Origin of the sequence: Salinivibrio sp. IB872, assembly GCF_001995345.1 — a bacterium.
Taxonomy (GTDB): domain Bacteria; phylum Pseudomonadota; class Gammaproteobacteria; order Enterobacterales; family Vibrionaceae; genus Salinivibrio; species Salinivibrio proteolyticus.
Genome location: NZ_MUFO01000037.1, coordinates 1 through 24,082 on the forward strand (window position 1 = coordinate 1; position 24,082 = coordinate 24,082).

Below are 24,082 nucleotides of genomic sequence, written 5' to 3' on the forward strand. Positions count from 1 at the left end.
CAACAAATAAATCAGATGCAAATTTTGCAACGATGTCAAATAATTGATTACTGAGCTACTTATTATTATGGAAGTTATTGCATAGTAAGCTATATAATACTGAGTGTTTACTCAAAACAGGTTGGCAACAATAATGAAATATATTTATAAGATAACGATGGCAATCGCCCTACTTATGATGTCTTCAATAAGTTTTGCCGCCATCGGGCAATATAACATTGTGTTAGTACATGGTTTTCAACCCGCACAACTAAAAACGCGTCCCGATCACGATGAAGTCGTGCGTGATGGCAGTGACTATTGGCAAAACTTCTGGTTACAGCATGCTGATGCTCGGATTGACTGGCCTGCTCATGAACGCATCGAAGGGAAAATAGCTTCCGATTATCTTTGGCCTGCATTGAAAAATCTTTCCGAGCAAGAAACCTGTCTGTCCGGCTGCATTTTAGTCACTCACTCTACCGGCGACCTAGTAGCACGCTATCTGCTCGATAACCAAGAAAACTGGCTGAGCAACGCCGGGCTTGAGCCCCTCAATATTGTCGGCACCTTTGATTTTGCTGGCGCCGGTGGCGGTGTTGAGTTAGCCAACATCGCCGTTAACCTTGCCGAAGGTGGTGGCTGGCTAAACCATGCGATGAAAAAAGCCGTGTCACTTTGGATAGGACAAATGCCAACCAAAGACAACATTGGCGTACTGAATGACTTAAAAGTAGCTAATGCACGCCAATTGGCGATGTGGCCAGATAACCGTGTGCCGCGTATTCGCTTTGTGGGCAATGGTTCGGACTTTTTGGGTACTACGTCTCCCTTTATTCCGGGTAGTGATGATGGCGTGGTCGCCGCCCACTCAGCCTGTGGTGCCGCCGATGCCGATGAGTTTGACAGTTGCTCCACCACGATTGAGTTTGATGGTAAATTGGATTACGTCCATAAAGGCGTTAAACGCTTTATGCCGTTGCACTATCCGCTGTTGATGGGCGATAAGTATAGCCACCTCACCATCTTTAACCCTTGGCACAAGGGAAAAGTCACAGCAACTGATCCTGAGCTTGTGCTCGGTGATAATTCGCGGATTACCGTCGAAACCGTGGATAAAGATGGCTGGTTTGGTAAGAAATATCGCTTTGTCCGTGATTCCGACCGTGACACCTTGTCCGAGCTGGTTCATGCCCTTCCGCAATAATCTCGGTCAAGCTGTGACCAAACCAACAAAGCTGCTCTTTTTTTCACAAAGAGCAGCTGGTCAGATTTATTCGCTTTTATCAGCTGTGTTAGTTTATTCACGAATCGTTAATTAGGGATTGCTATGACTAGACTGCTACTCGCAGTAACCTTGGTAGTATCTATTGGAGTTACTGCCTATCTATGGCTTGATGTTCCCGACGCTCCGCCTGCCACACTGACTGCTGAGCAGAACCATCAACTGCCGTCGCCTGACACTGCCGAATACGTACCGCCGACGCAAACGTCTACCGCTCTAAATACGCAATATCGTCCCGAAGAGCCCGATATCGTGCAGACTTCGATGATACCCACACTCAGCTATATAGCGGCCGATTATGCGGAGCAAATCCAGCACCCCTCCTACTCGATCCCCATTCCATCAAAGCAAAGCCCTTATCTACACTGGAATCGGTATGTTTCGACGCCAATGCCGATTCTCGATGGCTCGGTAAAAGCGGCATTGAAACTCAACCAATACCGTTACTTTTACCCAGAAAACATCCAAGCCTCATTGGTCACCCCAGCCTCTCTTAATCACGCGACCTTGTCGGTTATCGATGTCCAGTCCAATAGGGAATTGACCCGACTCGATGTCACAGATACACAGTGGAGTATTGAGCCCGAAGCCGATTGGCCTATTGAGCTTCGCCTCAAAGCGGCACTCAGTTTTGATGGTGGCGACGATGTACTCACCGCTGACTTCCGCCTCTACCAACCCATTGCGGAAGTGAAAGGGGTGAAGCCAGTTTTCGGCCGCGGACCGGATATGGTCATTCCACTCGTGTTGGATATCGATAAAGGCGGTATTTATCGAGTACGTGCCAATTTATTTACTGCTGACGATCAACCCGTTGCGGTGTTAACCACTAAGACACGCCTCAGTGAGGGAGAACAATCTCTGGAGCTGCGCGCATTTCGGGCTTCAATGAGCGGCTATGGTGATGAATGGCAACTGAAAGACGTGGTGATTGAACGTATGTCCGGCTATCCCGGTGAGCGAGCACAATTTGGCATCAGCCCTCAAGACCATTATTTCCTCGGCATTTTTGATACTGGGCAACTATCTGACGAGCCCTATCAAATGACTGAGCAAGAGCGGATGCAATTAGAGTTTTTACAGCATGCCGCTCAACGGTCTTAACGGCTCAGCTTGCCATGTGAGTGACTTGCTCTCGTGCGGTATGAATACATTGCCGCACAACATGAGCGGTATTAGTTCGCTGCCACGCCAATACGACGTGACTCACTAAGGGCATCTCTTCAACCGCTACCACAGCGACATGGTCGCTCAGTTGCGTAGTCAATGATTCAGGCACTAAGGCAATCCCAAACCCCGCTGAAACCATCGCCGTTGCTGAATGCAATTGTGGCGCTAGCGAGGCATTCGATGGCGCCAGTCCCGCTCCTTTTAGGGCATCCACTAAGGCATCATGCAGCCCTGGGCCAATATCACGCGGAAACAGAATAATCGGGTCATCGCCCAGTTGTGACAACGTCACACTTTGCTGCTTGGCAAAGACATGATTAGCAGGCACCACCAGCTTAAACGGATCTGGAAACAACGGCGTGTGTGCCACGTGTTCACTGGCATAACATGGTAAGCGTAGAAAGGCGAGATCGACATCCTGTTGGCGCAAGGTTTCCACCAACGCTGGCATGGGTAACTCTATCGGTTGAAAATCAATCTCTGGATGGGCTTGCTGTAATCGCCGAACAAGTTCTAACACGGCTTGGCTCACCACCGTCGAGCTGGCAAATCCAAGCCGCAGTTGATTCCGCTCTCCTCGCGCCACTTGTTTGACCCGCTGTACCGCATGATCTAACTGCGCCAAGATTTTCACCGCATCATCATAAAGCACCTGACCGGCGGGTGTTAACGCCACCCCGCGAGATAAGCGTTCAAATAACGGCACCCCCACCTCTTGCTCTAGCTTTTTAATTTGCTGGCTCAGTGGTGGTTGCGCAATGCCCAACTTTTCGGCTGCGCGGGTGAAGTGTCGGCACTCTGCCACCGTCACAAAATACCGTAAATACCTTAGCTCCATGACCCTGCCTTTGAGAAATCAGTGATATTCAGCATCTTACCACGTTTTTTATGTGCCATATCTTTTCGATATCAAAGCCAACCTTTTTTGTATTGGATGCTATCCACGTCAGCTCGCATCATATCTATAGATTTCATACAACGAACCGTTTGGTTATCAGAACGGTCGTTAAACACGGTTAACGAGGACGCTTTATGAGCACCCAAACCTGCCACTGTGCCGAGCACATTGCGGCCGCCTACGTTGAGCATCACCAACACACTGGAGAGGGTGAAATCTATCAAACCTCCCTGATGAGTGCCTTGATTGATGGCGTCTACGAAGGCGACACCACCATGGCCGATCTCCTCAAACATGGCGACTTCGGCCTCGGCACATTTAACCAACTCGACGGTGAACTCATCGCCTTTGATAAAACCATATTTCAGCTGCGCGGTGATGGCTCGGCGCGTCATGCCGACCCGGATCAAAAGACCCCCTTTGCGGTCATGACCTTCTTCAAGCCAGAGATCAGCCAGACTTTTGATCACCCCATGTCGCGCCAAGAGCTGCATGATGTCATCGATAGCTTGGTGCCAAGTGACAACATTTTTTGTGCGGTTCGTATCGATGGTGCCTTTGAGCATGTACGCACTCGCACTGTGCCCAAACAAACTCCGCCGTACAAACCCATGCTTGAGGCCATCGCTGCACAACCTGAGTTCCGCTTTGACCATGTCAATGGCGTGATTGCTGGCTTCCGCAGCCCACAATATACCCAAGGGATCAATGTCGCTGGCTATCACGAGCACTTTATCACTGACACACGCCAAGGCGGAGGCCATGTCCAAGACTACGAATTGGCGTGTGGCACCTTGCAAATTGGACGGGTCTCTAAACTGGTCATTGATCTTCCGACCAATGCCAGCTTCCTCGGCGCGAACTTAACGCCGGACAACATACACGCCGCTATCGAACAAGCAGAAAAATAATATCACCTCCCATCGGGAGGCAACCTCACGAGGAGCCCAACATGACTAAAAAAACACAGTGGGACAATGGCGCACAACTGATCGCAAATCACCTAGAACGCCAAGGCGTGGAATACATTTTTGGTATTCCTGGCGCCAAAATCGACCGTCTCTTTGACGCGGTTGAAGACACCAACATTAAGATGATCCCCGTTCGTCACGAGGCGAATGGTGCGTTTATGGCAGGCGTCGTCGGCCGTCTAACCGGCAAGGCGGGTGTGACCATGGTGACCTCTGGCCCTGGCTGTGCCAACTTGGTTACCGGTCTGGCAACCGCAACCTCAGAAGGCGATCCCTTGGTCGCATTAGGGGGCGCAGTGAAACGGGCCGATCAACAAAAACAAACCCACCAAAGCCTTGATACCGTGAGCGTATTCCGCTCCGTCACCAAATACAGCGCCGAGGTTCAAGCCAGCACTGCTGCGTCTGAGATCCTTGCCAATGCCTTCCGCTCAGCAGAAAGCGGCCGCCCCGGCGCTGCCTTTGTCAGTCTGCCCATGGACATTCTCAACGAACCCGTGGAAAGCGATATTCTCGCGCCAACCTTCCCCGCCCAGCCCGGCATGGCAGATACGCGAGCCATCAGCGAGGCAGCCAGTAAAATCAAAGCGGCGAAAAATCCGGTTTTCCTCCTAGGCTTACAAGCCAGTCGCCCCGAGAATGCCGCCGCTATTCGTACTCTGCTTAATCGTACCCAATTACCCGTTCTCGGCACCTATCAGGCGGCAGGTACCGTTGATATTAGCTACTACCAGCGCTTTGCGGGTCGCGTGGGTTTGTTCAACAACCAACCCGGTGATCTATTGCTTGCAGATGCAGATCTTATCATCACCATTGGCTTTAGCCCGATTGAATACGACCCTGAACTTTGGAATACCCAGCACACAGACATCGTTCATATTGATGTCGAGTCTGCGGAAATCGAGCACTACTATCGCCCCAGCGTTGAGCTCGTGGGTCAAATTGAGCCTACCCTGAAAGCACTCACCGAGCAGCTCGATCACCACTGGSTGATGCCGTCTACCACCGTCGATGTGCTCGAAGAAGTCGCCCACCAACGTCAAGCGATTCGGGCTTATAGCCAGTCACACCAAGAGTTTGCTTTGCATCCGTTACACCTAATCAAAGTGATGCAGGATGTGATCACCCCAGACACAACCTTGTGCTTGGACATGGGCAGTTTCCACATTTGGATTGCCCGTTACCTCAACTGCTTCCGTTCCCGTCAATTGTTGGTCTCGAACGGCCAACAAACCATGGGCGTCGCGCTTCCTTGGGGGATTGGCGCGAGCTTGCTCAACCCCGATCGCAAAGTGGTGTCCGTTTCCGGTGACGGTGGGTTTATGCAATCGAGCATGGAGCTTGAGACTGCTGTGCGCCTCAAATGCAACTTGCTACACATTATTTGGGTAGACAACGCCTACAACATGGTAGAGATGCAAGAGGTCAAAAAATATCAGCGCTTTTCCGGTGTGAAATTCGGCCCGATTGACTTTAAGGCCTACGCCGAAGCGTTTGGCGCTAAAGGCTTTGCGGTCACTCGCCAAGAAGAGCTCGCCAGCCAATTGAAACAAGCCATGGACACCGAAGGACCCGCAGTGATCGCAATTCCTGTTGATTACAGTGACAACTACAAGCTGATGGCCCCTCGTGAGGCCGGCTGTATGGATCCGGTATTCGCCTAATAGATAAGCTAAATAATGGAGATAACTATGAAAGGTATTAATCAAAAAGTGGCATTGATAACCGGTGCTGCAAACGGCATTGGCGCAGCCATTGCCGATCGCCTTTATCAAGAGGGCGCTAAAGTGGCCATTGCAGACTGGAACCAAGCAGCATTAAATGACACAGCCGCAAAATACGATAGTGATCGCGTCTTGAAGCTCTCTGTCGACGTATCAGACCCAAAAGCGGTAGAAGCGATGATTCAAGAAGTTGTGTCTCACTTTGGACAGCTAGATATGCTGATCAATAACGCTGGGGTCCACACACCCGGCTCTGTAATTGACGGCACATTGGCTGATTGGGAAAAAATTTCAGGTGTCGATATTGATGGTGTGGTCTTCTGTGCAAAATATGCCATGCCTGAGTTAATTAAAACTAAAGGCTCGATGGTAAACACGGCGTCAGTATCAGGCCTTGGCGGTGATTGGGGCGCGGCTTTTTACTGTGCAGCCAAAGGCGCGGTTGTGAACTTGACACGTGCCATGGCACTCGATCACGGCCTTCAAGGCGTACGTATTAATGCCGTTTGTCCGAGCTTAGTGAAAACCAATATGACCAATGGATGGCCTGAATCGGTTCGAGAAAAATTTAATGAACGTATCGCGCTTGGCCGTCCGGCGGAGCCTGAAGAAGTGGCTTCTGCGGTAGCATTTCTTGTCAGTGACGACGCATCATTTATCTCCGGTGTTAACCTCCCCGTTGATGGAGGCGCCACCGCCTCAGATGGCCAACCAAAAATCGTCTAACTCCTTCCATCCTATTTGTGTAGAACAAGGCAGCATCAAGATTGCTGCCTGTTTAAACCTCACCACATAAGCTCAGCCACAATAATATTCGAGTCACTTCAAATATTTAGTACATAGGGCTCATTGCTTAAACAAACACATCTCTTAACATGAAGAAACTATCACAACGATAATGGAGTTCACTATGGCAACGACCCCTCGCACGGTAACCTCTCCGAAAAAATTCATCATCGGAACCGGTCTACTGGCCCAATTGCCAGAGAGTATTCAAGACTTTGGTTCTAACGCGTACATTATTTGCGATGAGTTCTTTCTCGATCAGGTGAATCAAACATCGCTTCCAGCCATTGAGCGCGCAGAAGGCTTATCCGCTCATGTCGAGAAATTTCAATACGAATGTACCCAGCAAGAAATCGATCGTAACCTTGGCATCGCCGAACAACAAAAAGCCAATGTCATTGTCGGTATTGGTGGAGGGAAAACCCTAGATTGCGCCAAAGCTGTCGCGTACGAGCGAAAAGTGCCGGTTATTTTATATCCGACCATTGCTTCAACCGATGCCCCCTGTACCGCCTTGTCAGTGATCTACAAACCTGACGGTGAGTTTGATCGCTACTTATTCTTACCACAAAACCCAGATGCAGTGATTGCCGATACCGGCATTATTGCCAACGCACCAGCACGCTTCTTTGCGGCAGGCGTAGGTGATGCATTAGCTACCTATTTTGAAGCACGCGCCTGTTATCGTGCTGACGGCGTTAACTTGGTCCAAAAGCGCCCTTCACGTACCGGCCTTGGCCTCGCTCAGCTTTGCTATGAGTTACTCAGCGAAAACATTGATGCCGCCATGGATGCATTAGCCAGTAAAGTCAGCACACCAGCGCTGGAACAGATGATCGAAGCAACAATTTATCTCAGTGGTGTGGGCGCAGAAGCTGGCGGTCTTGCCGCTGCGCACGCGGTGAATAATGGAATGACCGCGGTGGCCGATTTGCACCATGCCCAACATGGTGAAAAAGTCGTCTTTGGCTTGCTAACCCAATTGGTACTGGAAAACGCCCCTAAAGAAGAAATTGATAATGTGGTCCGAATTATCAAAACAGCGGGTTTGCCACTCACGCTCGAACAAATGGGACTAAAAACCTTTATTGAAGAAGAGTGGCGTCAAGTTGCGCGCATCGCATGTGCAGACGGTGACACTATGGGCAATATGCCAATGACAGTCAGCGAAGACGATGTCTATCACGCCATGTTAGCCGCGAATAATATGGCAAAGCGGTATTCCGCGGCCTAAACACATCAACCAACTGACTCACCGAGCGTCCGTTTTGCCGGGCGCTTTTTTAGTGACGCACTGTCAATCTGCGCGCTGCGAGCGCGCGAGCTGTTAAGCCAGATGAAAATCAATCACAAACAACGGAGGACGTTCTGGGTAGATTTGCAAAATCAGCGCTTTCAGCTCAGTCAGCGACATTCCTTCTTGTTCAGCATTTTTCTTCCAAAACTGTGTTGGCCTATAGTGCGATACGATTAAAAAAGCCCGCGAGCACTTGCACGCGGGCTTTTCATGCCTTGTGACGTTACGCCATCATCGGCACCAATACAAGCGTGCCAATAATGACGGTAATTAACCCACAGATAACTGGCACCGAAGTGCGTTTAACCACTTCAAACGGACTGAGTTTTGCCATCCCAGATGTCGCTACGATCACTCCCGACACGGGCGAAACCGTGCGGCCTAAGTTAGATGCTTGCAACATGGGGATAATCAAAAAGGCTGGGTTAAGCCCCATCTTCGCAGCTAACGAGGGGGCAAGCTCGACAAACGCATAGAAAGGCGCATTGCCCGACCCGGTCGCAATCGCTGCCGCCACAGTGAGCAGGGTTAGCAACAACATCAGCGCGATACCGCCTGCACCCGCACTCTCCGCTAGGCCCAATAAGTTGTCAATCGCACCAATCGACATCAAGCCTTGGGCAAATACACCGGCAGCCACCAACAGCATCACGACGCCTTTAAAGGCATCAGCCATGCCTTCATAGCAGGCATCGAGATCTTCTAGCGTTCTTCTGCCATCAAATTTCTTGGTCGCAAAGTCCACCAATGCCCCCAAAAAGATCGACAAGACCACGATGGTATAAATATCAAGATACAGCCCCTCGATGGTTTTCCCATTGAATAGGAACACCCCGATAATGGGTAAAAACGGCAACACTGCGTAATAAGCAGGCGCATGGGTTTCTATCTCAGAGACATCTACACGCTCCATCGGCGTGTTTTCTTTTTTATCCAGGTATTTGTTCCAAAAATATGCCGCGGCGGCCATCACGACGATCGCACAAATAGAGACCGGCAATACGGTTTCAACCGCGAACACATGGAGAGGCAACCCGGATTTTTCCGCCGCAATCACCACATCGCCCGACGTGGGTGACAAGATAATGGCAGCGGGAGATGCACACACCGCGGTGGCGGCAGGACGAGAAATGCCCATCGCGGTCATCATCGGGAACAAGGTCGCCATCAGAAGGACCCCCAATCCAGTGGCAGAGCTGACCGCCAGCGACATCAAACATGCCACGATATAAGCCGCTACGAGCAGCACATAGGGTGACTTGATCACCGATAGCGGCTTAGAAAACTGTTTCACCACGACGTTGTTGGCACCAATGTGCGACATATAGGCCGCAAAGCCGCACAACAACATAATTTGCATTCCGAGGCCGCCACCCCGGTATTGCAGCATGTATTTCACGTATTCCAGCGAGTCAGTAAACAGATTCCCCGTTGACGTTAATTTATCCGGCAGCACACTGTGCCCGATTAACCCGGTGATAATCAGTAATAAAATCCCTGCGGTTAGCAAGGTGCTTGCAGCACGATAACCTTTGACAATGAAGTAGCCCACAGCCACGGTTACCACTAGCCCAATGAGAAGTTCTAGCATAATTCACTCCGCCAGATGGTAAAGATAAAAGAATGGGATGGAATTTACTCATCTCACTGTACTAAACCCCTGCCTGTAGCACGATACAAACCAAACCCTGACTTGATTTAAGACAAATAAAAAGCCGCCTCTCGATAAAAGGCGGCTTGGCGATCACAGTTTGTCTTGATTAGGTTATCGGCTAGTGGTGGAGATCAAAACGGTCAGCATTCATCACTTTCACCCACGCCGCCACGAAATCGTGTACGAACTTGGCTTGGTTGTCATCTTGCGCGTAAAACTCGGCATAAGCGCGTAAAATAGAGTTTGAACCGAACACTAAATCAACGCGACTTGCCGTCCACTTCACCGCACCAGAGTCGCGCGCAATGATTTCATAGCGGTTGCGGCCGACGGGTTTCCATTGATACGCCATGTCTGTCAGATTGACAAAAAAGTCATGACTTAGCTGCCCCACTCGGTCAGTCAGCACACCTTCCGACGCACCGCCATAATTGGTCCCCAGTACGCGCATTCCTCCCAGCAGTACCGTCATTTCAGGGGCCGTGAGTCCCATCAATTGAGCACGGTCGAGCAGTAACTCTTCAGGCTGAACGGTATAGTCTTTTTTCAGCCAATTGCGGAACCCATCTGCAACCAGTTCTAGCACCTCAAACGACGCCACATCAGTCTGCTCAAGCGTGGCATCACCACGACCAGGCGCAAAGGGAACGTCGACGGGGACGCCAGCCGCTTTTGCCGCTTCTTCGATGCCTTGATTGCCTGCCAGCACGATGGTATCGGCCAAACTAATCTGATGCTTCTGGGCTATATTGCTCAGCACGTTGACTACCTTCGCCAAACGCTCCGGCTCGTTCCCTTGCCAATCTTTTTGCGGCGCTAGGCGGATCCGCGCACCGTTCGCCCCACCCCGCTTATCGGATTGACGATAAGTCCGCGCACTATCCCATGCGGTCGTCACTTTCTCTGCCAGTGTCAGGCCACTGTTGGCAATATCCGCTTTTACCGACGCGACGTCATAATCGGTGCGTCCTGCCGGTACAGGGTCTTGCCAAATCAAGTCTTCACTTGGCACATCTGGGCCGATGTAACGCGATTTAGGCCCCATGTCGCGGTGCGTCAGTTTGAACCAGGCTTTAGCAAAGGCATCCGCTAACTGCTCGGGATGTTGATAAAAACGCTCCGCAATGCTGCGATAGATTGGGTCCATTTTGAGTGCCATGTCGGCATCCGTCATGATGGGATTGCGACGAATAGAGGGGTCTTCCACATCGACAGGCTTATCTTCTTCTTTGATGTCGATGGGCTCCCACTGCCACGCACCTGCTGGGCTTTTCTTCAATTCCCACTCGTAGTTAAACAACAGATAAAAGTAGCCGTTATCCCATTGCGTGGGATGGGTGGTCCACGCCCCTTCAATGCCACTGGTGACCGTATCGCGACCAATGCCACGCGCTTGATGGTTGTTCCACCCTAAGCCTTGCTCTTCAATCGCTGCACCTTCCGGCTCGGGGCCGAGCTGTTCCGCATCGCCATTGCCATGACACTTACCGACAGTATGGCCACCTGCGGTGAGTGCAACCGTTTCTTCATCGTTCATCGCCATACGCTCGAAGGTGACACGCATATCTTGCGCGGTTTTAAGCGGATCCGGATGGCCATCCACCCCTTCTGGGTTGACATAAATCAGCCCCATCATTACCGCTGCCAATGGATTTTCCAGATCGCGTTCACCAGAGTAGCGGCTGTTTTCTGCATCACTTGGCGCCAGCCATTCTTTCTCTGCGCCCCAATAGGTATCCTTCTCAGGGTGCCAAATATCCTCGCGGCCAAATGCAAACCCATAGGGTTTTAAGCCCATCGATTCATACGCCATCGTCCCCGCCAGCAAGATCAAATCTGCCCAGCTAATTTTGTTGCCATACTTTTTCTTAATCGGCCACAACAGGCGACGGGCCTTATCGAGGTTGGCGTTATCCGGCCATGAGTTTAAAGGCGCAAAACGCTGATTACCGGTGGCACCGCCACCGCGACCGTCAGCAATGCGATAGCTCCCCGCGGAGTGCCATGCCATGCGGATCATCAAGCCACCATAATGTCCCCAATCGGCGGGCCACCATGACTGACTCTCGGTCAGTAGCGCTTTCACGTCCTTTTTTAATGCATCGATATCGAGAGTTTTAAGCGCGGCGTGATAATCAAAATCATCATCAAAGGGGGAGGTTTTACTGTCATGTTGATGAAGAATGTCGAGGTTTAGCGCGTTTGGCCACCAGGTTTTGTGTGCCATCGCTTCCGAGGTTTTGCTGCCGTGCATGACAGGGCACTGGCCACCTGACGTTGAGCGTTGTTGAGACATTGCTTTCTCCTTGCTCTTATTGTTCGACAAGCTTTCTTCACAGCGAATCAGCTTGCGCATTGCGTTAATAGGCAATCAGGCGAAGTGCATGATTGTCCCGACTGATACAACGTTAATAGGCATGAGACATCCGCGCTAATCTGTTTTGCCAATTACTGTGATTGCTGAGACCACAGTTACCAGTCAGCATACGCTTAATACCACACTGCTAATGCATTGATAAGTAGACACACCATTTCCTAACGCCTTGTATTGTCATCAAAACACAACGGCAGCATGACTGCGTCAAATCAACGTCAAGAAAAAGACATTATATTTCAGTCTTTAACGATAGACTCTCATCCCCCAAAGAAGATTATCTTCGTCACCTGATGGAAAATAAAATAAAGCAGACTAGCCTAATTTTGCAGGCAGGATTTTGTTGTTGCCCTAAGCGATTGAAGCTCATTCAATCACGATTCACATTGTCGCAATTAGGAACACAATTATGAACGCTTCAGATGCACAAAACCTGACATCCCAATTTGATACTTGGCTGAATAACCACCAACATTTGGTTTCTAACCAACAGCAACTGCAGCACAGCGCGCTCTTTGCAGTACCGCGCGATGGCGACAGCACAGTATCAGGTCAAAACACCATCGGTGCCGGTAAAAATGCGCAAACAGAATCGGCGCAAGGTAAGAAATTGGATGATGCTATTAGCGCTGGCAATCACAGTGAAATTGTTCGCTTGCTCACCGAGTCTACCGGCAACGCGGTGTCGAGCATTTTAGGCTTAGCTCAAAGCCGCACCGGCTGGAATCCGCTAGACCCAGATAATGACAAGAATGCCGAAGGGTTTCAGGAGTTTGTGAGCTCCATTCTTAAAGTGCCCTTTTTTAATGTCACCCAATCAGAGCGCACCACGGTGCATTACGAAGAAGAGAACTACAACTCTCTGATTGATAAAGTCGTTGGCCTCTATGATGGGATCACCGAGCAAGATGTTCCGCTGATTAAAAACAGTATTGTGAACCTTGCCAAGGCGTGTACTAGCCGAGTGAATACCCAAAACACCAAAACCTTGTTTGTCCAAAACACCATGAACGCGACTGGGACAGACATTGTCGTCGGTATTCAGCAAACCTTTATGATGATGGAGCGCAGTCACAGCTCAGGTAAAGGTGCGCCTAAAGATCAGTACAAAACTGAGATCACTGTGAATGTGATGGAACTGACCTTTAAAGGTGGACTGTGGAATGAAAGTGCCGCGGAGAAGCTCGCCGATAAATTTGTGAAAAGCTGGGATGACTGGCTGGATGGCACCACAACACCCGCTTCACCGAGCGCGGACCAAATTCAGTTCTGCTTTGGTCCGGCACATCGCGCACGTCAAAAACAAGAAGCGGACGCGATCAAGTAATCACCCTCTGCTTCCTTTATTCAAAGCGGGAGTATTGGCTCATCTGTAGGTAACACGGCAAGTCGATTGTTGGCTTGCCGTGTTTAATACGTCCACTTACGGTTTTGTAGTACCACACGATAACCGTCTAGATCTTCAAAGGTACGCCCGTCTTTATCCCAATAGCTATTGTAACTCGGCACCGGTTTAAACCCAGCGGCTTCAATTTGTTGACACGCAGTCTGCCATGCAGCGTGATCCGGCAAGTAAAAGACCAACAGGTTTTCCTGTGACGGTGCTGGACCGACATGGGTGCCGCGATGATGGGTGAATTCAAGGTGATAGTTATGATGTGGGTGACCAATAATGGCACCATCAAAATCATTATGGCCAGAAAACGTCGCCAATAGCTCAAACCCCAGCCCATCACAATACATGTTAGTAATGTCGGCCAAATTGTCAGTGGGTCGTGCCACCCGCATCACGGTGTCTTTATCAATCATTGTGCTGGCTCCTCCGGCTCGCAATTCAATGTTTGCATCATGGTGATAGAGTCTGGGGTAAACCCCAGCGCTTGATAAAACGCCTGCGCGTCCTGATTAAACGTCATCACTTCTAGTTTAATCACAGTGGCATGATTGTCTTTCGCCCATTGGGTACACGCAGCCATTAACGCTTTGCCCGCGCCGGTTCCACGCGCATCACGGTCAACCACAATGGTATTCACATGACACATGGGATCGTCGACCAGATGAGGAATGTGTTCAAACGACTCCAGCCTTGCCGACAAAAAGCCAATCACGTTGTGTTGATGCTCTGCCACCCAGAAGTACTTATCCTCTTCTTGCAGTGCTTGCTGCAAAAACGCCCGACCACTTGGGTCAGGCGTTGCAAACAGATGCGGCGCATGTTGATGGTGCATGTCACCAATTTGTACATTTAGAGCGAAGATGGCATCCAAGTCCTCAACCGAGGCACGTCTCACTTGCATCCTTGTGTCCTTTAAATCCGTTTGTGTATTAGGCGATAAAAATCTGCCCTAATACATAACCGAGCGCACAAGCGCTCACCACGCCAATTAAGCCGACCGCCATAAATGAATGGTTGAAATACCATTTACCAATTTTGGTGGTGCCGGATGCATCAAAATTCACTGTCGCAATATCTGAAGGATAGTTGGGAATAAAGAAGTACCCATACACGGCCGGCATAATACCGATAAGCAGCGCAGGGTCTAACCCTAACCCAAGACCCACCGGCAACATCATCCGTGCGGTCGCGGCTTGCGAGTTAACAACCACTGACACGATAAACAAGGCAAGTGCAAAAGACCACGGATATTGAGTGACCATCTCCACAATTCCCGACTTAAATTGCGGCATCGCGTATTGGAAGTAAGTGTCTGACATCCAAGCAATCCCGAAGATAGCAATGGCCGCCACCATCCCAGATTTAAACACCACGCCATTCGGCACATTACGCGGATCCGTTTTAGTCGCCAGTAAGATGATCCCGCCAAAGCAGRGCATCATCATTTGAATAACCACCGACATGCTGATGGCCTTACTTGCCCCTGCTACTGTGCGAATTTCTGGCCACATCGCGATAATCACAATGGTAACGATGGCACTGATGAACAATAACACCGCATTGCGCGCGGAACGGGGTAATACCTCATCTAACGAGGTCGCGGTGGTATTTTCGATACGTTCGCGCCATTCGGGGTCTTGTAAGCGCGCTTGGTAATCCGGATCGTCATCCAGCTCTTTGCCGCGGCGCAAGCTATACAGAGACATCAGCAAGGTACCAAACAAGGTGGCGGGAACAGTCACCAACAAAATCGAGACTAACGTAATGTCATGTTGAATATCGGCAAGCTGTGCAAGGTAATACACCACCGCAGCAGAAATCGGCGAGGCCGTAATCGCGATTTGAGAGGCAACTGACGCCGCCGCCATTGGGCGTTCCGGACGAATACCATTTTTCAGCGCGACATCACCGATAATCGGCATAATGGAATACACCGCGTGACCGGTACCAAGCATAAAGGTCATGGCATAGGTGACAAACGGTGCTATCAAGGTGACGCGTTTTGGATTTTTACGCAATAATCGCTCGGCCACTTGCAGCATATACTTAAGGCCACCTGCCGCTTCCAAGATAGAGGCGCAGGTGACGACCGCAAGAATAATCAACATCACGGTCACGGGCGGTGACGTTGGCGGCATCTGGAAGATAAACACTTCGATGACCAAGCCAATCCCTGAAACCACGCCCAGCCCAATACCCCCGTATCGGGAGCCGATGTACAGCATTAGCAGTAAGAACAAGAACTCTAAATACAACATACCCTCACCTCTCTACCCGACTACGCAGGCTGTTTTTGTTATGCGTTTAGCCTAGAACTTGTGTCATGCCTGCCAAGTGGTGCCAATAGCCGTTGCAATCGTGGTTAAGCGGTTGCGGGTTATTGCCTGCTTGGTTAGCACGGAATTTGTCTACCCAGTGCAAGGTGTCAAGCGACAGTGGACTTAACCGCACCACATCCACCAGCCCTTGCATTGACGGTAAATCGTTAATGAGATTTGTGCACTGCCCAGACTGGGTTTGAATGCCGTTCAGCACAAATACCGCTTGACCCTCTTGTGACTCGGTTAACCGTCCATTGGGGTAGTTGAGGCAGCAAAGCTCGCAGTCATCTTTGGCACGGTTTTCTGAGCGTGCAGTAAAACAGCGTGCCGAATAAGCCAGTGGTAAGAAACCATAGCCAGTCACCTCCACCTCAAACTGATCGCGAATACCCAGTGCATCGCAGCCGTTCAACATATTCACCAACCAATCGCGCGAAAGCTCCACCGGCATCACCCAGCGTGTCATACCCAGGTCGACAAATTGCTTTAATGTTTGTGGGTTATAGCAGTTGATAGCGGCCCCCACCACAAAGGGCTGCCGACGCTCACTTAAAAACTGCACCGCACTCACGTCATTCGCTTCAATGCGAATATCATCATTGTCACAGTAGCGTTTTAGCATGCTCAGCTCTGAGGGCGCTTCAATCAGCGCCATGGTCGAGAGCACCACTTGTTTACCAGACTCAGCCAGCTCACGCGCGAGCCCTATCCAGTCTTTGGTTTTCAGCTCTCGCCGCTTGGCACAGACGGTTTCACCGAGATAAATCACATCGGCTTGGCTGTCTGCTGCCGCTTGATAAAAGGCTTCAACCTCAGCCTTAGGCCAGTAATACAGAATCGGCCCGAGAGAAAATTGCATCATCATTCCTTATTGCCACTTGCGATGGTAAGCACCCAAACTGGTTTGCACCCCTTCGGAAAGACTATCGAGCGAGTGCGCCCAATCCGGTGCAATATCAAACGCCTCGGGGTTTGCGACACAGCGATCAATCGCTTGACGCCATACCCGTGCAACCTGCTCCACATACGCAGGGCTGCGCTGACGACCTTCGATTTTGACCGATTTGATCCCGGCGCGATAAAGCTCAGGCAGGACACTTAAAGTGTTCAAACTGGTGGGCTCTTCCAGTGCGTGATAGCGGTTGCCATCGACAAAGAAACGGCCTTTGCATAGGGTGGGATACCCCGTTTTTTCATCGGCTTGGTACCGATCAATCAAGACGCCGTTTAAGCGCGACTCCAACCCATGCTCAGTATCTTGCCAGCGCACGAATGCTGCCGGTGAGCAAGCGCCCACGGTATTGGGCGATTGGCCGGTAAGATAAGACGATAAATAACAGCGCCCTTCAGCCATAATGCACAGGCTGCCGAAGGCAAATACCTCTAAATCGACATCGGTATCGCGTGCCAGTTGTTTAACCTGATGAATAGACAGCACCCGCGGCAATACCACCCGCTTAACGCCATATTGCTGCTGATAGAAACGGATCGCCCCAGCGTTAGTGGCGGATGCTTGAACAGAAAGGTGTATATCCAAATCGGGATAGGTGTTGGCAGCATAGTCTAAACAGGCCATGTCAGCGAGGATCAGCGCATCTGCGCCATTTCCAGCGGCGCTATCAATCGCATATTGCCAACGGCGCCAACCATCAGGATGAGCAAAGGTGTTAATGGCAACGTGCAAGTCTTTGCCGTGGTCATGTACATACTGACTGGCACGCTGCAATTTGCTGTCGGTAAAGTTCAGCCCCGCAAAATGGCGCGCATTGGTATCGTCTTTTAAGCCGACATACACCGCATCGGCGCCATGCTCGATCGCTTTTTTAACCGCCGGAATATTGCCCGCCGGACAAAGGAGCTCCATAACATTGCATTCCATTTTATGATTGTCCGGCTAAGATAAGGGCGTTGCCAATGTGGGGGGTTGATGTGTATCAAGCGTCGTTAAAAAGAACGCGCGTCTAAACTCAATAAGTCCTTTTTCGTGATAAATACATAATCAAAGGAGCGACAAGAATCTTTATCCGTCAGACTTCTCGTTGTTCATATGCGCAATCAAGCACCCAAGCTGCCGCATAAGAAGAAACAGTTTAGCTCGATAGTGGCGATATTCATCTAGTTCAACATTCTCCTGCAATTTGGTTTCAACAAACGCGCCATACTTTTCAAGTGAAGTCAAACCTAAAAGCGCAACCGTGCCAGTATGCTTATGTACCCAATCTACCCGTTCATCGGCATCAACAGGCACCATCAAACCAGATTCCAGACTTGTGTTCGCCGCTCGTAACATCTCCACGAGCACGTCAACACCACCAAAAGAGCCTCTTAACTGTTCAACATCTAGGCCATTGTTATCAAACAGCCCCCAGCGCCACAACGTATCCCGTAACTGATCAATGCGTATCGGCTTACTCAGCAGATCATTCATTCCTGCCCTCAAACACCGCTCCCTCTGATCGTTCAACACATCAGCGGTCATCGCAATGATTGGAATATCTTTATAAATGCTATGTCCCGAGCGAATTTGCTTGCTTAATTGATAGCCATCCATATAAGGCATATGACAGTCGCAAATCACGAGAGTGTAATCGTTCTCACTGAGGAAACTTAGTGCTTCATGGCCGTTATCAGCGATATCAAAAGCCACACCAATTTGAGTCAGCTGATACGACACCAACATCTGATTAACATCGTTATCTTCAACGACTAAGATTCGAATATGTGAACATGAATCAAAAGCAATCGTTATTGCTTTACACTAACTTAACTTCGGCATCGTCATTGTGATCACTGAAAGTCTTCAAAGAATCATCGTTAGCGACTTTGATACCTAATGATATAAGATTTGTGATTAAACTTGTTCTAAGAATCGGATCTTTTATATCTACATTGACACAGCATCCCTCTAATTTCTCTTCCGTGTGTGTTTTTTCAATGACTTTCAATGGTAGAGTAAATCCAACCCAGCTTCCTTTCCCTTTTTCGCTTTCAATAATTATTTCACCCGACATTAACTCAACCAGCTGCTGGCAAATTGTTAACCCCAACCCAGTGCCACCAAACCGCCGTGTTGTCGATCTCTCCGCTTGCTCAAAAGGATCAAATATTCGAGTGATTTCTTCTTCACTCATCCCCAGGCCGCTATCTCTGACCCCGATTCTCAAAGTGTGTCTATCATCATCGATAGAAACCACTTCTAATGTAATAATGACACTCCCTTCCGATGTAAACTTGAGCGCATTATTCAATATATTCGTCATCACCTGCTGCAGTAAATATTGATCGCCTTCATACATTGGTTTTAATTTTGAATCAAGATGTACCTTTAAGATTAGCTTCTTATTTTTTGCCTCATAGCTGCCAATATCTAATATGTTATCAAGCAAATTACACAACAAAAATGGTCGTAACTCCACTTCTACTTTTCCAGCTTCAAGTTTAGAGTAATCCAAAACTTCTGACACAATATTATACAAACTTGATGCCGAAGATGATGCCACGCCTACCATTTGTGTTTGTTCGAAGTTAAGTTTCGTCATCGAAATTTGCTCTAGCATGCCGATAATCCCATGAATGGGCGTACGAATTTCGTGGCTCATTTTCGCAAGAAAATCTTCCTTAACCTGCGCATACTTCTCTGCCTTTTCTCTTGCTAACTTTAGATCGGCTTCAATCTTATTCTTATATGTTAATAGTTTCTTCAATCGCCAATATCCAACCGATGCTATAACCATCCCGCTCAAAGCAACGATCAAAAAAGGCAGCAACTTTTTTACAGCTTCCAGCCAATTAATATCTTGAAAGGTACGTACTGACACCCACTTATTTAAAATATTCTCTCGCTCCCACTCTTTCATCGCCCTAACGGAGCGGTTGACAAGCGGAACTAAATTTGCATAACGATCGTGCACTGCCAATACATAGTCGTTTACCACCTCTGTTTTTTTCGTCACCTCAATATCTAGCTGAGTGTTATTTTTTAACACTCTATTAATCGCAGCAAGATCGCCGATATAAACATCAAAATCACCTTGCGATATTTTCTTTAAAGACGTATAAACATCATTAGACACTTCATAATTCAACTTTTCGCATGGCAAATCAAGTTCATTGAGAAGTTGATAATCCGAGAAAATGATTCGTTTATTATCAAGTTTATCATCGACTATAAAGTCATCACTTTCCTTAGAAGCTATTACAACTGGCACACTAAATAATTTATCTGACACAACCCATTGAGACAAAGCTGGCACGCGTCTTTTTGGTATAATCATAGCGTCGAAGCTGCTCGCTTCGAACACATGCGCAACCTCTATCTCATTATAGGAATAATACGAAAAATGAATACCCAGATCCCGCGTCAATACATCTATATAATCTTTACCCACACCTTCGGGCTTACCTTTGAAGTTTAAAAATGAGAGCGGCGAATTTTTTTCATCCCATACAAGTTTAATAGGAGGAAAACTCTTTAAAAGCTTACGTTCATTAGGTCGTAAAAGAACTGCGCTATGCCCTATGAATTCATGCTGAAAACTGAACCATTTCTTTTCTAATTCTGCCATCTTTCGGCGTGGGAACGCATCGATCGCATCATTGATCATTTCGAGTAATCGTGAATTATCTCGGCTCACGCCAAAACGCAAACTATCAATAAAAACGGATGCTTGTGCAGCAACGATGAGATCGTCATGCCTTTGGGTGAGGAAATAGCTCACATCCTTGTTACCAACATAGACATCAGCGCGATCATTTTTTACCGCTTGCAGTGCCGAAAAAGTATCAGAAACCCTTATTTTTTTCGCACCCGGATAATAGGAACTAAAAGCTTCATCAAGTAAAAAACCCTCTTCGACCGCAATGCGGGCCTCATTTACCTGATCAACATTTTCAAAAAAAACACTATTGGGATTAACAACCAATACATATGGACTCCTATGGTAGGATCGCGTCAATGCAACACAACCTTTATTTGAATTGCCAAACGCATCAATAATTATATCAATATCGCCACGACATAGCGCATCCTTTACAGCGTTCCAACTGTGATAAATCTTCCACTTGGGTTGAAAACCGACCCCCTCAATTAATTGATTAATTAAATCTACACTAAAACCTGACGGTATCTCCATGGTTACTTGCTGATAAGGTGGCCAGCCACCGTCAAGGATGCCTATTTTCAGATAATTACTTTCATCTGATAACACGCACGCACTAAACAACCAAATGAAAATGATAAAAATACGCATATGGGATGCCTAGAATAGATGAAAATAGTATATTTACTTTACACATAATAATGCTGTATACTACATCGTCTAAATTAAAGGTAGATCTCCTTTAAGCAATTAGCAAGCTGTGCTTGTTGTTCTGTTATATATCCCAATGAGTAGAGCTACATTTCACGATCAACCCCTCACACTCAGTTAAATCAGCATGTCTATACTAAAACTTATTTTATGGAAAAGGATGGTAATAACGTGAGAATCATGATAGCTGATGATCATCCAATCGTACTTTCTGGTGTAAAAGCACTAATCGAAAATCAAAGCACAGAGTCGAACATCGTTGCTGAAGCAACGAGTGCTGACGATATTTTTAAAAAACTAACAAAAGAGACTATTGATACCTTAATCACTGACTATAGCATGCCAAATGCTGAACAGGTAGATGGCATCGCCATGTTAAAAAAAGTGAAACGTGAACACCCAACGATAAAAATCATTGTACTAACACAAATGACTAACACTGCATTACTCAACTCACTTGTATCGCTAGGGGTTGATGGTGTCTTACTTAAAAAAGATATTCTATCTGACATACACCATGTTCTAAGCGTTGTAAAAAAAGGGGAAAAATATATATCACCTAGCGTCAGCAACTTATTAATCGGCCGCCAGCAAGCACTGTCAGAACCATCACCTAGAGAACTCGAGGTACTAAGGTTATATAGCGCGGGCATGACAGTTTCAAAGATAGCAGATTATACAAATCGGAGTATAAAGACCATCAGCACCCAAAAAAAACAAGCAATGAACAAACTGGGACTAGAGAATGACTTAGATATTTATGAATACATAAAAACTCTAGATTAAACACTTATCTAAAGCGGCAGCTAAGTAATATAACTCCCCCATAAATACATCACAAGTCGCGCTCTAGATACTTTAACACATCAAAGTGCGCCCCATTGTCATCAATCACAGTTAACATCACCAGATTATCTTTCAAAGGGGTGCTTGACATTAATTTTAGCGTTCCCCTCGGGGGAACCGTTCGGTTAAATCGTTTATATGTACGCCCACCAGTCTCTATTTTTGAGAGATTAAGGTGAATGGAGGAAAGGTTTTCTATAATTAAACAATAGGAACCATTCACAACTTCTTTATCAACATTAATACTTTGTTTTATTCCATCATGCGTTAATGCCGTTTCAGGGCCGCGATAAAATACCTTATACTGTGTCTGCATGGTTAATGCGAGTTTATCTAAAGACGCTTCGCGAGGAGCCAAGCTGGGTGGTAACTCATGGAGGTTTAACCAGTATAGACGCTCTTTTTCTAGAGCCTGGGGATCCACATTAATTAGCTGAATGCCTTGAGTTTCGCCAGGCTCTAATGTAAACAATGCAGGCTTAGTGATTAATGGTGCGTCAGCGTTACTCGGTGTATTGCTTAGGTTGCCATCATCCACCCAAGACTGAACAACCACTTGGTAATTATTTGTATTCATTACGTGGATTGTCTTTAACTGTTCAGTAGAAGAAAACACAATTCTAGTGCCTTCTTCTAAAGCGACTCCCGCATAAATAGTCTGACAGGTGAAAAGACTCAATAATAATGTTAAAAATCCAACCATTTAATTAAACCTCATTACCACGCGTGCGGTGGATTTATAATTACCAGGCGTGACCTGTACTCCATTTCCTACACGACCAAGCTCTACATCAAAGGACATTGTGTATGTTCGTACGCCCGTGTTTTGTCCTGATGGTGCAAGCCGCGCTGGGTTATATGTTCGTTCAAAGTATCGATTAGGATCAGAAAAACTCAGCTGCTTGCCGGAGTCATCGTAAAGGGTGACCGCCACCCCTTTCGCAGTTGAGTCTGCGCGGTAGCTTTCACTCAACAAATACCGCGTTGAGACCCCAGCATCGACCAGCGATAATTTTTGTGCCTCGGCAAACGCTTCAGGGCTCGTTAAAAAGAACATACTGACTTCGCTAGTGTTGGTTCCTCGTGTTGAGCCTTGCTCACATTCGTAAGACACAGAGAAACGGCTTCGGCGCACAATCCCTTGATTGAGTTCGATAACACTGATGGAGGGGAACGACACCGTCGGGGTTACGAAATTAACCAAACACGTTTTCCCACGCTGAACAGACACACTATTGGTCACACCGATTGTCGCAGGCCAATACTTATACCATCCCGGATAATGCGTCCTATGATTTCGTCCTGGTATGGGGCCGTACAATTGACCCAGTTTATTAAGCGGGAGCCTGACTGCGAAGTAACCCAATGGCTGTCCATTCTTAAATAGCCCGTCAGCCTGGTATCCACTCCATGTGGCGCTTGTATTGCCATTGGGATGAACATCAGGGATACGGATAAATTCAATTTTTATATTACTAAAATCTTTAGCTTTAAGTAATATATTTCCGTTTCTATCACGATCTAGATCTGTTAACGCTCGAGACTTCCATAGATGAGAGAAATGCTCTCCGGTAGATAGATTCGTAATCCTAAACCCTAACCCTTTAATATAGGTCGAATACACGTTATCCATACCAAATGAGGTACCGACTTCCATATCATCAAGCCCCCCCCACCGGTAATCACCATTTGTGGAATACATTTCAAAAATGCTCCCTTCAGCTTCGGGAGGACACTTATATAGTACTTGATCTGGCGAGTACTTCCCTGAGTCGGCAAAATCAAGAAAGTGCTTAACGGATGTTCCTAGTATGGTACCAACTGGCTGAAATCGAATATTAGCGACATTAACATTGGGCATATCCATATTGATGTAGTTTCTATCTGTCGCCCCGATCCAAGTATTAGTTGTACCGTCCTCTGGCAATACGCTTTCTCTGTGCCCAGGGTTATTTTTTGCACTCGTGGGAGAATGGCTAATTTTATAGCATTTATCAATTGCATGAACATTAAAGCTAACAATCGCCAACATTATGGCTAAAGAGGTTATTTTAAGGTATCTCATTTCAATC

General features: G+C 47.9%; 20 protein-coding genes. 8 read left to right on the forward strand and 12 right to left on the reverse strand.

Translation table 11 applies throughout. The features are described 5' to 3' along the window. The first annotated feature begins 175 nt into the window (after positions 1-175). Positions 176-1,186: a hypothetical protein gene (locus BZJ18_RS13435; protein ID WP_443216512.1), complete on the forward strand. Its 1,011-nt coding sequence runs from the start codon at positions 176-178 to the stop codon at positions 1,184-1,186. 123 nt (positions 1,187-1,309) lie between these two features. Next, positions 1,310-2,368: a hypothetical protein gene (locus tag BZJ18_RS13440; protein ID WP_077457492.1), complete on the forward strand. Its 1,059-nt coding sequence runs from the start codon at positions 1,310-1,312 to the stop codon at positions 2,366-2,368. A 4-nt stretch (positions 2,369-2,372) separates the two neighbouring features. Here BZJ18_RS13440 and BZJ18_RS13445 read toward each other — a convergent pair whose 3' ends face one another. Continuing rightward, positions 2,373-3,272 carry a LysR family transcriptional regulator gene (locus tag BZJ18_RS13445; protein ID WP_077457494.1) on the reverse strand — a complete coding sequence of 300 codons (900 nt, stop codon included), beginning with the start codon at positions 3,270-3,272 and terminating at the stop codon, positions 2,373-2,375. 194 nt (positions 3,273-3,466) lie between these two features. On the opposite strand from BZJ18_RS13445, the gene budA reads away from it, so the two are divergent. The 4 genes from budA to BZJ18_RS13465 all read left to right on the forward strand — a co-directional run bounded on the left by budA (position 3,467) and on the right by BZJ18_RS13465 (position 8,047). After that, on the forward strand, positions 3,467-4,243 hold the full coding sequence (gene budA, locus BZJ18_RS13450) for an acetolactate decarboxylase (RefSeq protein WP_069590205.1): 777 nt from the start codon (positions 3,467-3,469) through the stop codon (positions 4,241-4,243). A 41-nt stretch (positions 4,244-4,284) separates the two neighbouring features. Further along, the gene (gene alsS / locus BZJ18_RS13455) at positions 4,285-5,967 is read left to right on the forward strand and encodes an acetolactate synthase AlsS (RefSeq protein ID WP_077457496.1); all 1,683 of its coding nucleotides are present in this window, start codon (positions 4,285-4,287) and stop codon (positions 5,965-5,967) included. A gap of 27 nt (positions 5,968-5,994) precedes the next feature. Further along, positions 5,995-6,753: an SDR family NAD(P)-dependent oxidoreductase gene (locus tag BZJ18_RS13460; RefSeq protein ID WP_077457498.1), complete on the forward strand. Its 759-nt coding sequence runs from the start codon at positions 5,995-5,997 to the stop codon at positions 6,751-6,753. Between the two features lie 184 nt (positions 6,754-6,937). After that, positions 6,938-8,047, forward strand: coding sequence for a glycerol dehydrogenase (locus tag BZJ18_RS13465; RefSeq protein WP_077457500.1), 1,110 nt, complete (start codon positions 6,938-6,940; stop codon positions 8,045-8,047). 286 nt (positions 8,048-8,333) lie between these two features. Here BZJ18_RS13465 and dcuC read toward each other — a convergent pair whose 3' ends face one another. Together dcuC and katG are read right to left on the reverse strand one after the other, a co-directional pair. Continuing rightward, on the reverse strand, positions 8,334-9,701 hold the full coding sequence (gene dcuC, locus BZJ18_RS13470) for an anaerobic C4-dicarboxylate transporter DcuC (protein WP_077457502.1): 1,368 nt from the start codon (positions 9,699-9,701) through the stop codon (positions 8,334-8,336). Between the two features lie 181 nt (positions 9,702-9,882). Next, the gene (katG, locus tag BZJ18_RS13475) at positions 9,883-12,060 is read right to left on the reverse strand and encodes a catalase/peroxidase HPI (RefSeq protein WP_077457504.1); all 2,178 of its coding nucleotides are present in this window, start codon (positions 12,058-12,060) and stop codon (positions 9,883-9,885) included. A 487-nt stretch (positions 12,061-12,547) separates the two neighbouring features. On the opposite strand from katG, the gene BZJ18_RS13480 reads away from it, so the two are divergent. Next, positions 12,548-13,465, forward strand: a complete 918-nt coding sequence (locus BZJ18_RS13480) for a hypothetical protein (RefSeq protein ID WP_077457506.1) — start codon at positions 12,548-12,550, stop codon at positions 13,463-13,465. Positions 13,466-13,548: 83 nt separating this feature from the next. On the opposite strand, the gene BZJ18_RS13485 is transcribed toward BZJ18_RS13480, so the two are convergent. The 7 genes from BZJ18_RS13485 to BZJ18_RS13515 all read right to left on the reverse strand — a co-directional run bounded on the left by BZJ18_RS13485 (position 13,549) and on the right by BZJ18_RS13515 (position 21,104). Beyond that, entirely contained in the window at positions 13,549-13,947 is a 399-nt protein-coding gene (locus BZJ18_RS13485; RefSeq protein WP_069590192.1) for a VOC family protein, read from the reverse strand. Further along, the gene (locus tag BZJ18_RS13490; protein WP_077457508.1) at positions 13,944-14,435 is read right to left on the reverse strand and encodes a GNAT family N-acetyltransferase; all 492 of its coding nucleotides are present in this window, start codon (positions 14,433-14,435) and stop codon (positions 13,944-13,946) included. The genes BZJ18_RS13485 and BZJ18_RS13490 overlap by 4 nt, the downstream gene beginning before the upstream one ends. Positions 14,436-14,463: 28 nt before the next feature. Continuing rightward, positions 14,464-15,792: an anaerobic C4-dicarboxylate transporter gene (locus tag BZJ18_RS13495; RefSeq protein ID WP_077457510.1), complete on the reverse strand. Its 1,329-nt coding sequence runs from the start codon at positions 15,790-15,792 to the stop codon at positions 14,464-14,466. Positions 15,793-15,838: 46 nt separating this feature from the next. After that, entirely contained in the window at positions 15,839-16,714 is an 876-nt protein-coding gene (locus BZJ18_RS13500) for a U32 family peptidase (protein WP_077457512.1), read from the reverse strand. A 9-nt stretch (positions 16,715-16,723) separates the two neighbouring features. Beyond that, positions 16,724-17,719, reverse strand: a complete 996-nt coding sequence (gene ubiU, locus BZJ18_RS13505; protein ID WP_077457514.1) for a ubiquinone anaerobic biosynthesis protein UbiU — start codon at positions 17,717-17,719, stop codon at positions 16,724-16,726. Between the two features lie 156 nt (positions 17,720-17,875). After that, entirely contained in the window at positions 17,876-18,604 is a 729-nt protein-coding gene (locus tag BZJ18_RS13510) for a response regulator (protein WP_338013074.1), read from the reverse strand. Positions 18,605-18,608: 4 nt separating this feature from the next. Next, entirely contained in the window at positions 18,609-21,104 is a 2,496-nt protein-coding gene (locus BZJ18_RS13515; protein ID WP_077457518.1) for an ATP-binding protein, read from the reverse strand. Between the two features lie 240 nt (positions 21,105-21,344). On the opposite strand from BZJ18_RS13515, the gene BZJ18_RS13520 reads away from it, so the two are divergent. Beyond that, complete coding sequence (locus tag BZJ18_RS13520; protein ID WP_198532246.1) at positions 21,345-21,950, forward strand: response regulator; 606 nt, start codon at positions 21,345-21,347, stop codon at positions 21,948-21,950. 49 nt (positions 21,951-21,999) lie between these two features. Here BZJ18_RS13520 and BZJ18_RS13525 read toward each other — a convergent pair whose 3' ends face one another. After that, positions 22,000-22,713, reverse strand: coding sequence for a fimbrial biogenesis chaperone (locus BZJ18_RS13525; RefSeq protein WP_077457522.1), 714 nt, complete (start codon positions 22,711-22,713; stop codon positions 22,000-22,002). Next, positions 22,714-24,075, reverse strand: a complete 1,362-nt coding sequence (locus BZJ18_RS13530) for a fimbrial protein (protein WP_077457524.1) — start codon at positions 24,073-24,075, stop codon at positions 22,714-22,716. Between the last annotated feature and the right edge of the window lie 7 nt (positions 24,076-24,082).